This is a genomic window from Pseudomonas sp. AB39(2026) (assembly GCF_059831485.1).
The window spans coordinates 1552406-1565089 of sequence record NZ_CP195212.1; the positions used below are offsets into that span (position 1 = coordinate 1552406).

Genomic DNA, 12684 nt, shown 5'->3' on the forward strand with positions numbered 1-12684 from the left:
TAGGCCTGCGCCGGTGTGTCAAAAAAGGCAGCGTCAAGAAAGGTGTGGGTTACGACTAGCTTTGCAGGACCCGTGCCATTGCTTCATCGTCTTCCTTGGCAGTCGTCATCATTTTGATGTGCATCTCAAACTGCTTGGAAAGGGCCATCACCTGGGTCATCTCTTCAACCGCGTTCACGTTGCTGCCTTGCAGGAAGCCGGAGGTCATCTGTACCTGGCCATCCATGTCGGCCGGCTGGCCGCTTTTGGTATGGATCAAGCCGTCGGTGCCTTTGGTAAGGTCCGCAGCTTTAGGGTTCACGGTCTTGATACGGTCAACCACGGCCATCACCGAGGGCGCCTGGCCCAGGGAACGAATGCTGATGGTGCCGTCCTGGCCAACGTCGATCTGCTCCTCTGGCGGCACGGCAATCGGGCCGCCATTGCCCATCACGGCCATGCCGGTGCTGGTACGCAACACGCCCAAGGCATCCACGTTCAGGCTGGCACTCTTGGTGTAGGCTTCGGAACCGTCTGGGGCTTGCACGGCAATCCACCCTTCCCCGCCAATGGCTACGTCCAGGTCGCGACCGGTAGCGATCATCGGGCCGCCGCTCAGGTCAGTGGCCGGGCGCTCGGTCATGGCGTAGGCGCGCGAAGGCAAGGTGTCGCCGAACACCGGCATGGAGCGGGCTTGCTCCAGGTCCTTCTGGAAACCATTGGTGGACACGTTGGCCAGGTTGTTAGCGTGGGCCTTCTGCGCGAGGGCGTTCTGGCTGGCGCCGGACATGGCGACGTAAAGCATTTTATCCATGGTCGTCTCCTTGGCGGCAAAGGCCGCTGAGTAGCTGTGTACCAGAGATATAGCAATAGGCGGGCCAAGTTCTAAAAAAAGCCTTAGAAGGCTCTATTCAGGCACTTTCAGAGGTTCGACAGAATAATGGCGGAATAAAAATGGCGGGATCTCGACGGTGCCTGCTGTCGCTAACAGGCCGGCGACGTAGATTTACTGACAGCGAAACGGCGCCGCATGTGTTGGAGCTGGCGAAGTCGGCGAACCGGTTTGACGCTATTCCCGGGCTGTGCCCGGTCCTACAGGCGCTGCAAAAAGTGTGGGAGCTGGCGAAGCCTGCGAACGGGTTTACGCTATTCCCGGGCTGTGCCCGGTCCAACAAGAACCGCGCAGAGCTTTATCATGCCGCCCTACGGTCGGCACCCGGCGTTGTGGAACGGACCGGCAAACCGCTGGAAGGCTTCGCCTGGATTGTGCTGCAGGCAGACAAACTGCCCTGTGGCCAAGCTTTGGTATGTGAACCACGCTGCAGGCGCCGCCTCGGCAAGCCCACTGGTTAGGGTAAGAAACATCATGAACAGGTGAAGGCAGGTTTTCATGGCAACTCCAGACCAGGGGCGGCGGTGTTGCACGCCGCCCCCGTTGCATCAGGTCATTTGAATGATCGTCTGCATGATGGTGCTTTCGGTGGAGATGGTCTTGGCGTTCGCCTGGTAGTTGCTTTGCGCCTTGATCAGGTTTACCAGTTCGCTGGTCAGGTCCACGTTGGAGTCTTCCAGCGAGCCCGCTGTCAGGTTGCCCATGGTGCCTGTGCTCGGTGCGCCTACGATAGGCACGCCCGAAGCGGACGACTCGCGCCAGCCGGTAGCACCGTTGGGCGTCAGGCCTTGCACGTTAGCGAAGTTGGCCAGGGCCACCTGGCCGATGTTCTTGGACTGGCCATTGCTGTACGTACCGAAAATGTTACCGCTGTCGTCGATAGACAGGGACGACAGGCTGCCGGTGGCGTAGCCGTCCTGGGATTTGGCTGTAACAGCTGACGTCGTGTTGTAGGACGAGGTCTGGGTCATGTCCAGCGTTACGCCGCCAGTGGCTGCCACAGAACCGTTGCTCGCCATCACGCCAGCAGCGTTCTTGGCCGCAGGCACCCAGTTGGTCAGCGTGAACTTGCCGGTAGCATCTACCGTCATGTCGCTGCTGGTGGTACTTGCCAGGCTGCCATCAGAGTTGAACGTCATTTTGGCCGAAATAGGCGTAGTAGAGGCCGGGTTCGATGGGTTTACACCGTCGATATTGGCGTACATGGTCCAGGCGTTAGTGTCGTCCTTGGCAAAGTACTGAGTCATGGTGTGGGAGTTACCCTGACTGTCGTAGATGTCTGTGCTGAAGGTGTAGTTGTAGCTATTGGTGTCGCTGGCATCGAACGGCGTCACGGAAGGCACGCTGTTGCTGGAGTTCAGGTTCATGGTCTCGGTCACCGTGTCGGTGGCCTTGGGCGCCAGGGCAGAGGTGTCTACCTTGAGGGTGGTCAGCACGCCGTCAATCACCTGGCCATTGGAGTCGGTGCCATAGCCCATCAGCTTGTTCTGGCTGGCGTCAACGATGTTGCCATCCTTGTCGGTGCCGAAGGCGCCGGCGCGGGTGTAGACCTTGCTGCCGTTGTCGCTGACAACGAAGAAGCCATTGCCGTTGATGGCCATGTCCAGGCTGGCACCGGTGCTGCTGATGGTGCCTTGAGTGAACTGCTGGGAAATTGCAGCCGTGGTCACACCGGAACCCACGCCATTCTTGGAGCTGCCAAGGAACAGCGAGTTGGCGTACACGTCACCGAATTCGGCACGCGACTTCTTGAAGCCCGTGGTAGCCACGTTGGCAATGTTGTTGCCAGTAACGTTGAGGGCGGTGTTGGCTGCGTTGAGACCGCTAAGGCCGGTATTGAACGACATAGTGCTGACTCCAGTGCCGATAAGCCGGCTTACGATCCGATGGTTTTGACGTTGGCCAGCGATACGCTGGAGCCGTCCGACAGTTTGAGTTTCATGTCACCTGAGGTACTGCCGACCGTCACACTTGTGACGGTTGCCGGCAGGTACGTAGTCTGTGCAACTTCTTTGCCATCCACTGTGGCACTGGCGACAAATTTATAGGTGCCAGACGTAAGCGCCGTACCGTCGTTGCTCTTGCCGTCCCAAGTGAAACCGACGGTGCCTGCAGCCTGGCTGCCCAGATCGATGTTCTTCACCAGGTTGCCGTTGGCGTCATACACCTTCACAGTGGCGTCAGTGGTAGACGACGCCAAGTCAAACTGGCCGGACATCCCAGTGCTGGTATTCACGGTGGCCGTGCTGTTCTGGGCCAGTACCGAATGCCCCACCAGTGCCGAGGCTTGCAGTGACTGGGTAGAGGTGTAGTTGGTGGCGAGCCCGGACACCGTATCGTTCAGGTTGTTGATGCCTTCCACGCTACTGAACTGAGCCAACTGGGCGACGAATTCAGAGTTGTCCTGAGGGTCCAGCGGGTTCTGGTTCTTCATCTGGGTCACGAGCAACTGCAGGAACGTGTCCTTGCCCATGGTCTGGGTGCCGGTCTTGGACGTCGTGGACGTGTCGGCCTTGGTCTTGTCAGTGCCGGTAACTGCGTACTGCGAGAGTATCGAAGCGCTGGCGGCGTCAGAGGTAGTCGTCATGGTTTTTCCCTTACTGACCCAGCGTCAGTACTTTCTGCATCATGGTTTTTGCGGTGTTCATGATGTCGGCATTGGTCTGGAAAGACCGGCTTGCAGAAATCATGTCGGCCATTTCTTCAACAACGTTCACGTTGGGGTAGTACACATACCCGTCCTTGTTCGCCGCCGGGTTGTTCGGTTCGTAGCGGGGCTCCAGGTTGCTCTGGTCTTCAACGATGCCGGACACCTGAACGCCCTGCCCGCCATTGGCCTGGTCGTCGAACAGCGAGCTGCTGCCGCTGGTGCCGCCGGCCTGGTCGGCCAATACGGTGGCAAACACGGGATGGCGCGCACGGTAGGTCTGGTCGATGCTGGACGAGACGGTTTCGGCGTTGGCGATGTTGCTGGCGGTGGTGTTGAGGCGAGTGGTCTGAGCACTCATGCCGGTACCGGCAATGTTGAATACGCTGGAAAGCGACATGGGTTACTCCCCCTTGATGGCCGTGACCAGGCCACGGAATTTGTTGTTGAGCAGCGTGAAGCTGGCCTGGAAATCCACAGAGTTCTTGGCGTAGTTGGCTTGCTCGATCTGTGCGTCTACCGTGTTCTGGTCCAGCGATGGCTGGGTGGGTACGCGGTATTGCATGGTCCCGTCTTCGTCGCTCAACCCCTGGGCATCGATGTGCATGCTGTTGGTACGCTCAAGGCCAAAACTGCCGTGCTGAGCTTTGTCCGCCTGTGCAGCTAGCACAGACGAAAAATCTACGTCCCGTGCCTTGTAGTTAGGGGTGTCGGCGTTGGCCAGGTTGTTAGCCAATACTTCGGCACGCTGGGCGCGGAAGTTAAGCGCCTGCTCGTGTATGCCGAGTGCCTTGTCGAAACTGATGCCCATGATCGGTACCTCTGCGACGAAACTGTGTGTGCTGCAAGAGATATAGCAACTGCCGTGCCAAGTTTGTAAGCCCTTGTTTTAACTGGGCCTATGGCCCGAGGTAAAAATCTGTCGTCAGAAAATCGACTAGTTTTTTACGATGGCAAGCGGCAAACCCGCAACAGTGGCGCCAGAAAAAAATGTTTGGCAGAAAAGGGTGTGCAAAAGCTCGGCCAAGAGTGAGGCCGCTTGCCGCCGAAGGCAGAAGCCGGAAGCTTGCTTATGAGGGTGGCGGGGCATTCACAGAAAGCGCCCGCTCCCATAGAGGCTCCGCGGCAGGGAGCCTCTAATGTAGGAGGGTCAGATTGCCTGGTAGATGATGCCAGGGCTGCATTGGACCATCTTGTACTTCTCTGGCAGGCCATTAAGGGCCTCGGAGGCACCCAGGAACAGGTAGCCGCCCGGCTTTAGGGTGCTGTGGATACGGGACAGAATGTCCTTCTTCACTTCGGCCGAGAAGTAGATCAACACGTTGCGGCAGAACACCACATCGAACTTGCCCAGCGAAACGTAGCTTTCAAGCAAGTTGATAGGCCTGAAATCAATGCGGCTGCGAATAGGCGCCTTGACCGCCCACCGGTTGCCCGGTTTCACGTCAAAATAGCGTTGCAGGCGCTCCTGGGACAGGCCGCGACCGATGGCCAGGCTGTCGTACTCGCCGCTTTTGCAATTGAGCAGCATGGAAGGCGACAGGTCAGTGGCGGTGATCTGCACGCCGCCTTTGAGTGCCCCTGGGTTGGCCTGGGTGAACTCCTCGATCGTCATCGACAGCGAATATGGCTCTTGCCCAGACGAGCAGGCTGCCGACCAGATACGCAAGCGCTGGCCAGGGCTGGCCTTGATCATTTCAGGCAGCACCTTGTTCTTCATCACGTCGAAGGGGTAGGTGTCCCGAAACCACAAGGTCTCGTTGGTGGTCATGGCATCCACTACTTGCTCGCGCAGCCCGCCCCTGGGTTGAGTCTGAATGCGTTGCACCAGTTCGCCCAGGGTCTTGATACCTTGCTGTTCCATGAGCTTGTTGAGGCGGCTGGACACCAGGTATTGCTTGTTCTCGCCCAGCACAATGCCACAGGCCTTTTCCAGGAAGCCCCGGAACTGCTCAAAATCCAAATTTGCCGTAGCCAATGTCGCCGCCTCTGAAATTGTTCAATCTGCACCGTGCCGAAGCCCGGTCACCCTTTTGCATTGATGCGTTCGACCACGCGCGAGGCGAGATCGTCCGGCCGGAATTTGGCCAGGAAGTCATCGGCGCCCACTTTCTTCACCATCGCCTGGTTGAATACGCCGGACAGCGACGTGTGCAACACAATATGGAGCTTCTGCATGCGGGGGTCGCTGCGGATTTCGGCCGTCAGCGTATAGCCGTCCATTTCCGGCATTTCGATGTCGGAAATCAGCATCAGAAATTCTTCGTGCGGGTCCTTCCCTTCAGCCACCATGGCCTGGAGGTACTCCAGTGCCTGGCGCCCGTCATTAAGGGCGACCACCTCCACTCCGACCGTTTCCAGGCAACGGCTCACCTGCTTACGGGCCACTGAAGAGTCATCCACGGTCATCACACGCAGCGATACTGCTTTCTTGTGCACTTCTTCATTGACCACACCGCTACTGATCGCTTCGGACACTGGCGATACTTCGGCCAGAATCTTCTCCACGTCGATGATTTCCACCAACTGGTTGTCCACGCGTGCGACCGCTGTAAGGTAATGGTCACGGCCTGTGCCCTTGGGTGGCGGCTGTATGGCCTCCCAATTCATGTTCACGATGCGCTCGACCGAATGCACCAGGAAGCCCTGAATCTTGGTGTTGTATTCAGTGATGATCACAAAGGGGTCTTGTACCGCTTCCAGCGAGCGAGAGCCCGTAGCCATGGACAGGTCCAGGATCGGAATAGTCGCGCCACGAATATTGGCCACCCCACGCACCACCGGGTTGGACTTGGGCATCAACGTCAACTTGGGGCACTGCAGCACTTCGCGAACCTTAAAGACGTTAATGCCGTACAACTGCTTGCCGTTCAAACGGAACAACAACAGTTCAAGGCGGTTCTGCCCTACCAGTTGCGTGCGCTGGTTTACTGAGTCCATCACACCAGCCATATCAAACCTCCACCTTGTACTGTCGGCTCCTCGGCGTTTCGTTCAAGCCAGGCAAGCGCGCATTTTTGGCACGTCGCTTGCTCAAGCATAGCCATGAACGAGAAAACGCCATATTCACGACATCTGATTGCGACCCTGTACGGGTTGTTCGCCACCTTGTGTCTGTTAGCATCCGGGCGGCTGCTTGCCGACGACATCACAGCGCCCGAACAGCTTATCGGTGTGACACAAGGGTTTCTTGAGTTCACCGTGGAAGATTATTTAGCGACCAGCCAGACCGAAGGCCGTTATGAGATCGAAGTGGCGAACCTGGACCCCCGCCTGCGCATGCCCCAATGCGACCGGGAACTGACAGCCAAGCTCGAAACCCCTGCCATTCCGCTGGGCCGCGTGACGGTACGGGTACGCTGTGAGGGCGGCTCTCCCTGGACCATCTTCGTACCCGCTAGCGTCAAGCTTTATAGAGAGGTGGTGGTGGCCACACGCCCACTGAAGCGCGACACGGTGATTGCTGACGGCGATGTGGCCCTGCGGGAACGCGATGTCGGCCAGTTGAACCAAGGCTTTTTACCTAGCTTGGACCAAGCCATCGGCCAGCGGGTCGTCCGACCGACGGCCATGGACCAGGTGCTGGCCCCGGTGCAGGTGGAACAACCGGAGGTGATCCGCAAGGGGGACCAAGTGGTCATCACTGCACGCGCCGGCACCCTGGCTGTGAAAATGCCGGGCGAAGCATTGAGCAATGGCGGGATGAATGAGCAGATCCGCATCCGCAACCTGAACTCCCAACGCGTGATCAAGGCGCGCGTGACCGGGCCTGGACAGGTAGAGGCTGACATGTGACGCAAGGCCGAGCTAGCGGCCGGCCCCCGATTTTTCTACACTTGGCGCATGAACCTTGCCGTTGGGTTACTTTCGAAAAAAGGCCCTAAAGTTTTCCTATTCATGGTCGAAAACAAGGCAAGCGTCTTAATACCAAGGGGATTTATCATGGTTATCGATTTCCGGAGCGTCACAGGCTCCACTCAAGTCTCTAGCACTGCTCGCACGTCCGGCAGCAAGGCTGTAGGGGCTGTGGACGACGTCAAAAGCGTCCAGGGAACCAGCCAGGCAGGCGAATCCGTGCAGCTGAGCGATGTGGCACAGCATATGAAGAAAGTGACGGAAAGCCTGGGCACCGATGCACCCGTCAATGCCAGCCGCATTGCCGAGCTCAAGCAGAAAATCGCCGATGGCAGCTATCAGGTCGACAGCAAGCGCGTTGCCAGCAAGATGTTGTCCTTCGAGTCCTGAGACCCAATCCGGCTCACGCTTTGATACCCGAGATCCGCCATGCACGACACCACCTTGCTGCAGTTGATTGAAGATGACATCGCGCCGGCTGAACAGCTTCAAGCGCTGCTGCGCGAGGAGTACACGGCACTGCGCGGGCGGGACATGCAGTTGCTGGAAAATATCCTGGCACACAAGCAGTCCTTGATTGTGCAACTGGGCCAGCATGGCCGTCGCCGTAGCGAACTGCTGGCCTCTTTAGGCCTACCGCCGGATGCTGAAGGGTTGGCGCAGCTGGCAGAGACGTCGGTGTTGGGCAAGGTGCTGGTGGAGCGAGGCGAACACCTGGCGTCGATCCTGGCTGAATGCCAGGCAATCAACGAGCAGAACGGGCGCGCCATCCAGATGCAGCAGTTCGTGACCGCCAACCAGCTCAAGATTCTCAGCGGTGGCGAAACACCCTCCCTGTATACCGCCCGGGGTGCTACCGCCCGCCTTGCAACCGTGCGAGCCTTCAGCCAGGCATAGCGTCTGGTGACCCAGGCGCTGAATCGGTATACCTTGCCGTACGGCTGCCTGTTCCTTACTGCCTGGAGACCCGACTACTGTGTTCAATGCTTCGAGCGCAGATGATGCGCCGCAACCGCCCAAGGTGCTCACCACGCCACTGGAAATCCTGGCCAACCTCAAAGCGTTGATGGAGGGTCACGACCCTTTGATCGTGACCTTTACGGAGCATCAGCAGCGTTTCCAGAGCTATGTGGTAGAAGTGGACCGGGACAGCGGTACGTTAGCCCTCGATGAGCTGATCCCCCGCGATGGGGAACGTTTTCTGGCCAGTGGTGAGCCTTTCAAGGTGGAAGGGTTTCATGACGGCGTACGCATCGCCTGGGAGTCCGCTGGTATTTTCCAGGTGGTCGATAATAACCATGGCCGTTGTTATTGCGGGCCACTCCCCTCTCAGGTGGTCTATCACCAGCGGCGAAATGCCTTCCGTGCAGCGCTCAAACTGTCTCAACTGGTGGATATCGAGGTTGACGGCAGCAAGGCCCCTCAAGGGGTTCGGGGCAAGTTGCTCGACGTGTCTGCAACGGGGTGCAAGTTGCGCTTCGAGGGCAATGTCACCCAGCGGCTTCAGCTAGGCCAGGTGTACGAACGCTTCGCCGTCGCCCTGCCCTTTGGCGCCATCACTACCGCTGTGGAATTGCGTTACCTGCATTTTGAAGAGCGCCTGGATACAACGTTCGCTGGCGTGCGCTTCCATAACATGAGCGGGCTGGAGCAGCGCAATGTGGAGCGCTTCGTCAATCAGCTTCAGCGTGATGCGCGGCAATTCGACCGGGACGAATTCTAGGTACCGCGCGGCGCTGAGATGTGAGCTGCTTGCTGCGAGGGACCGCGCATAGCTCGGGAACCTGCTGCCTACGCCTACTCAATCCTTCATCTGATCATCCACAACCTGCTCATCCACCCGCGGGTCCAGCGCTGCCACCAGCGGTGAGCTGGTCATGTTGTCGGGCATGGGGATGTGATGCAGCGGTGCATCCTGCACCTGGTGCAGGTTGGTCACCGCGTTGGGCCGTACGCGCAGTACCAGTACCAATGCGAAGAAGGAAAAGAACAGGTACAGCGACTCGCTGCCAAAGAGCTTCATCAACACGCCGGCAGCCAATGGCCCGATACTCGCCCCCACGCCATAGGTAGCCAGCAGCATGGCCGTCAGCGACACACGGCGCTCGCCCTCTACGTGGTCATTGGCAAAGGCAACGGCCAATGGATACAAGCAGAATTGCAGCAGCGATACTACGAAGCCACCAAAAAAGAGTGCCTCCATGGGCAGGGTCACCAGCCGCGGTGCCAGGGCCATGACCAGTGCCAGCACGCATAGGGTGGTCGCAATGATACGAATGAGCTTACAGCGGTCATAACGGTCCGACAGCCAGCCCAACGGCCACTGCACCACCAGCCCGGCGAACACACAGCAGCCCATGAACAAGCCGACGGCTTCCGTGCTCAAGCCCTGCCCGGCCGCGTATAAAGGTGCCAGGCCATAGAAGGAGCCGATGATAAGGCCAGCCCCTAGCACGGTGGTAAGCGACTGCGGCACGCGCTTGATGAAAAAGCGCGGGTCCAAGGGCACCGAATGCAACGCTGCGGGGTGGATGCGCCGGGTAAGGGCCACAGGCACCAGGCACACGGCGAAGCACAGCGCGACCATCATGACCAGCTCCAGCCCCAGCTGTGGGTGCCAGACCAGTATCAACTGGCCCAGTACCAGGCCCAGGTAGGACGCAATCATGTAGCCGCTGAACACCAGCCCGCGCTGCTTTGCCTCAGCCTGCTCGTTGAGCCAGCTCTCGATCACCATGTATTGGCACATCATGCCCATGCCCACGATTAAACGCAGGAATACCCAGGCAGGGAGGTACTGCGTGAGGCCATGCCCCAGTACTGCAGCCGTCACGATACCGGCACAGGCGGTATAGGCCCGGATGTGGCCCACACGGGCGATCAGCCGGTGACCAACCTTTCCACCTAGCACCAATCCGAAATAGTACGCGGCCATGAGTGCACCAACCCAGAGGCCGTCCACCTTGTCCGCGGCCAGGTGTAGCGCAAGGTAAGTACTCAGCAATCCAGAGCCGATCAACATCATCAGCGCCGCGAAGTACAGGCCTCGAAAGTTTTTCCAGATCTGACGCATTGACCCTTGCAACTCCTGAAACAGATAAAGCGAAGCCTACCAACAGCCTTGGCCGGTCACGCCTGGGCGGCGAGAATACGTCGCTCCCAAGGGGTGATTTCATTCATGAAACTGATGAGTTCCAAGGTCTTGGTCGCGATGTAGCCTTCGATGAACGTCGCCCCGAACAGTTCCACTGCCAGCGCGCTCTGCTTCAGTCGCTTCAATGCGCTATCCAAGGTACAGGCCAGCGCTAGGTGTTCAGGTACCTGGAACTCGCCTTGAACCGCAGGCATAGGTTCCAGCTCATGCTCGATACCATGCAGGCCTGCGGCCAGGCTGGCCGCGATGGCGAGGTACGGGTTGGCATCAGCGCCTGGCAAACGGTTTTCCACACGCCGGGCTGCCGGTGCGCTGGCAGGAATACGCAAGCCAGCCGCACGGTTATCCTCGGACCAACAGGCGTTGTTAGGCGACGCGTAGGGGTGAAACAGCCGTTGGTAGGCATTGACGTTGGGGGCAAACAAGGCAGTAAGGTCGGCCAGTGCTGCTTGCTGGCCGCCAATGAAATGTCGGAACGTTGCTGTAGGCTGGCCCGCGTCATCGCTGAAGGCGTTGCGCCCTGTGTGGGTGTGAACCACGCTCTGGTGAATGTGCATGGAGCTGCCAGGCACATGAGCCAGAGGCTTGGCCATGCACACCGCGATCAGCCCGTGCTTGAGCGCCACTTCCTTGAGCAGGTGCTTGAACAGGAAGGTCTGGTCTGCCAACAGCAGGGGGTCGCCGTGCAACAGGTTGATCTCGAACTGGCTAACGCCCATCTCGTGCATAAAGGTGTCACGTGGCAGGCCGAGGGCGTCCATGCAGCGGTAGACCTCGTGCCAAAAGGGCCTCAACCCATTGTTCGAAGACACACTGAACGCTGAATGCCCGTCCTCCCGTCGCCCATCCAGCCCAACCGGCGGCACGAACGGTTGGGCGGGGTCCGGGTTGGGTGCGAATACATAGAACTCCAGCTCGGTGGCCACGACCGGCGCCAGCCCTTTGTCCGTATAGCGGCTGATCACGCGCTTGAGCTGGGCACGCGTGGACAGCGGTGAACCGCCCCCCTCTAGCTCTTGAGCATCACAGATGACCAAGGCCCGGGGCTGATCGCTCCACGGCAGGCGATACACGTGTGCCGGATCGGGGACCAAAGCCAGGTCGCCATCATCGCTGCCGTAGAAGCGCGCGGGCGGGTACCCGCCCATGATGCATTGCAGCAGCACGCCGCGGGCCAACTGCAAGCGGCGCCCCTCGGCAAAACCAGCAGCCGTCATCACCTTGCCACGCGGCACGCCATTGAGGTCTGGCGTGACGCACTCGATTTCATCCACGCCCGCTAGGGTGTCCTTGGCCAGCATCACGCACTCCTTGTAAGGTCGGGCGTTCAAAGCTCGCATCAGGCGTTAAAAATATCAAGCGCTGCACACCTGCGTTACAGCTGGCCTGCGAGGAAGGCCAGTAACGCGTGGTTGAACGTGCCGGGGTCGGTGATGTTATGGGCATGCCCCCCGTGAGCCACCGAATGCGCAACGCTGCCTTTGATCCCTTGCAGCAGATGCTGGGAACAGGTGGCAGGCACCAGCACATCATCCAGCGCAGCGGACACCAGAACCGGCACGGAAATGGCCCCCAGCCGGTCACTTACATCAAAGCGCCGCAGGGCACCAATGCGGGCTTTCATGGTGTCGGCGCCGGGAAAATGATCAAACGCGTGGTCCACTTCAGCCTGAACCCGTTGCGCGTGCTCGGCGGCCCAACTGGCGGGGTAGAGAAAAATCGGCTGGGCCTCCACATAGGCCCTGGGGCCGACATGGTCGAGCAGGGCCAGCCGTGCGTCAAAACACCGTGCCGAATGAGGGTTAGGGGCCGCCCAGGCGTTGATCAGTACAAGGCTGTTGACCCGCGCTGGCGCCTCCAGGGCCAACTGCAGCCCCACCAGCCCGCCCAAGGCGTGGCCTACCAGGTGACACCGCGCGATACCTAGCTCGTCCAGCACATGCTCCACGTCCTGTGCCATGTGCTTGATCTGGTAGTCGGGCGGCAGCGCTTGAAGGCTACGCCCTGTTCCGCGCTGGTCGTAGCAGATTACGCGGTAGCCGGCGCTCACCAAGGCCGGCACCTGTGCTGCCCAGTAACCGGCGGCGCCGCCCAGGCCCGAGGACAGCAGTACTGCCTCAGCAGCCGGGTCTCCGTGCACTTCGGTGTACAAGCGGC

Annotated in this window: 14 protein-coding genes; 4 read left to right on the forward strand and 10 right to left on the reverse strand. The window is 59.4% G+C overall.

From position 1 onward, the window contains the following. Positions 1 to 55 precede the first annotated feature (55 nt). The 7 genes from ACSAMW_RS06785 to ACSAMW_RS06815 form a co-directional block, all read right to left on the reverse strand. Positions 56 to 793 (reverse strand): flagellar basal body rod protein FlgF, encoded by a 738-nt coding sequence (locus ACSAMW_RS06785; RefSeq protein ID WP_168085706.1) that lies wholly within the window; start codon positions 791 to 793, stop codon positions 56 to 58. Positions 794 to 1419: 626 nt separating this feature from the next. Beyond that, positions 1420 to 2718 (reverse strand): flagellar hook protein FlgE, encoded by a 1299-nt coding sequence (gene flgE / locus ACSAMW_RS06790; RefSeq protein WP_500593261.1) that lies wholly within the window; start codon positions 2716 to 2718, stop codon positions 1420 to 1422. 29 nt (positions 2719 to 2747) lie between these two features. Then, a complete protein-coding gene (locus ACSAMW_RS06795; RefSeq protein WP_500593262.1) occupies positions 2748 to 3458 on the reverse strand; it encodes a flagellar hook assembly protein FlgD in 711 nt (236 codons plus the stop codon). 10 nt (positions 3459 to 3468) lie between these two features. Further along, positions 3469 to 3918, reverse strand: coding sequence for a flagellar basal body rod protein FlgC (flgC, locus tag ACSAMW_RS06800; protein WP_500593263.1), 450 nt, complete (start codon positions 3916 to 3918; stop codon positions 3469 to 3471). A 3-nt stretch (positions 3919 to 3921) separates the two neighbouring features. Next, the gene (flgB, locus tag ACSAMW_RS06805; RefSeq protein WP_500593264.1) at positions 3922 to 4329 is read right to left on the reverse strand and encodes a flagellar basal body rod protein FlgB; all 408 of its coding nucleotides are present in this window, start codon (positions 4327 to 4329) and stop codon (positions 3922 to 3924) included. 339 nt (positions 4330 to 4668) lie between these two features. Next, positions 4669 to 5496, reverse strand: a complete 828-nt coding sequence (cheR, locus tag ACSAMW_RS06810) for a protein-glutamate O-methyltransferase CheR (RefSeq protein WP_500593265.1) — start codon at positions 5494 to 5496, stop codon at positions 4669 to 4671. Positions 5497 to 5543: 47 nt separating this feature from the next. Further along, complete coding sequence (locus tag ACSAMW_RS06815; RefSeq protein WP_500593266.1) at positions 5544 to 6470, reverse strand: chemotaxis protein CheV; 927 nt, start codon at positions 6468 to 6470, stop codon at positions 5544 to 5546. 93 nt (positions 6471 to 6563) lie between these two features. On the opposite strand from ACSAMW_RS06815, the gene flgA reads away from it, so the two are divergent. The 4 genes from flgA (at position 6564) to ACSAMW_RS06835 (ending at position 9096) form a co-directional block, all read left to right on the forward strand. Further along, positions 6564 to 7313 (forward strand): flagellar basal body P-ring formation chaperone FlgA, encoded by a 750-nt coding sequence (flgA, locus tag ACSAMW_RS06820; RefSeq protein WP_500593267.1) that lies wholly within the window; start codon positions 6564 to 6566, stop codon positions 7311 to 7313. A gap of 147 nt (positions 7314 to 7460) precedes the next feature. After that, on the forward strand, positions 7461 to 7763 hold the full coding sequence (flgM, locus tag ACSAMW_RS06825) for a flagellar biosynthesis anti-sigma factor FlgM (RefSeq protein WP_500593268.1): 303 nt from the start codon (positions 7461 to 7463) through the stop codon (positions 7761 to 7763). Positions 7764 to 7802: 39 nt separating this feature from the next. Continuing rightward, positions 7803 to 8270 carry a flagella synthesis protein FlgN gene (locus ACSAMW_RS06830; RefSeq protein WP_500593269.1) on the forward strand — a complete coding sequence of 156 codons (468 nt, stop codon included), beginning with the start codon at positions 7803 to 7805 and terminating at the stop codon, positions 8268 to 8270. A 79-nt stretch (positions 8271 to 8349) separates the two neighbouring features. Then, a complete protein-coding gene (locus tag ACSAMW_RS06835) occupies positions 8350 to 9096 on the forward strand; it encodes a flagellar brake protein (protein WP_500593270.1) in 747 nt (248 codons plus the stop codon). A 78-nt stretch (positions 9097 to 9174) separates the two neighbouring features. Here the strand turns inward: ACSAMW_RS06835 and ACSAMW_RS06840 are convergent, their stop codons facing one another. The 3 genes from ACSAMW_RS06840 to rutD all read right to left on the reverse strand — a co-directional run bounded on the left by ACSAMW_RS06840 (position 9175) and on the right by rutD (position 12679). Continuing rightward, complete coding sequence (locus ACSAMW_RS06840; protein ID WP_500593271.1) at positions 9175 to 10446, reverse strand: MFS transporter; 1272 nt, start codon at positions 10444 to 10446, stop codon at positions 9175 to 9177. Positions 10447 to 10502: 56 nt separating this feature from the next. Further along, on the reverse strand, positions 10503 to 11744 hold the full coding sequence (locus ACSAMW_RS06845; protein WP_500593990.1) for a glutamine synthetase family protein: 1242 nt from the start codon (positions 11742 to 11744) through the stop codon (positions 10503 to 10505). Between the two features lie 158 nt (positions 11745 to 11902). Then, positions 11903 to 12679, reverse strand: a complete 777-nt coding sequence (gene rutD / locus ACSAMW_RS06850) for a pyrimidine utilization protein D (RefSeq protein WP_500593991.1) — start codon at positions 12677 to 12679, stop codon at positions 11903 to 11905. Positions 12680 to 12684 lie beyond the last annotated feature (5 nt).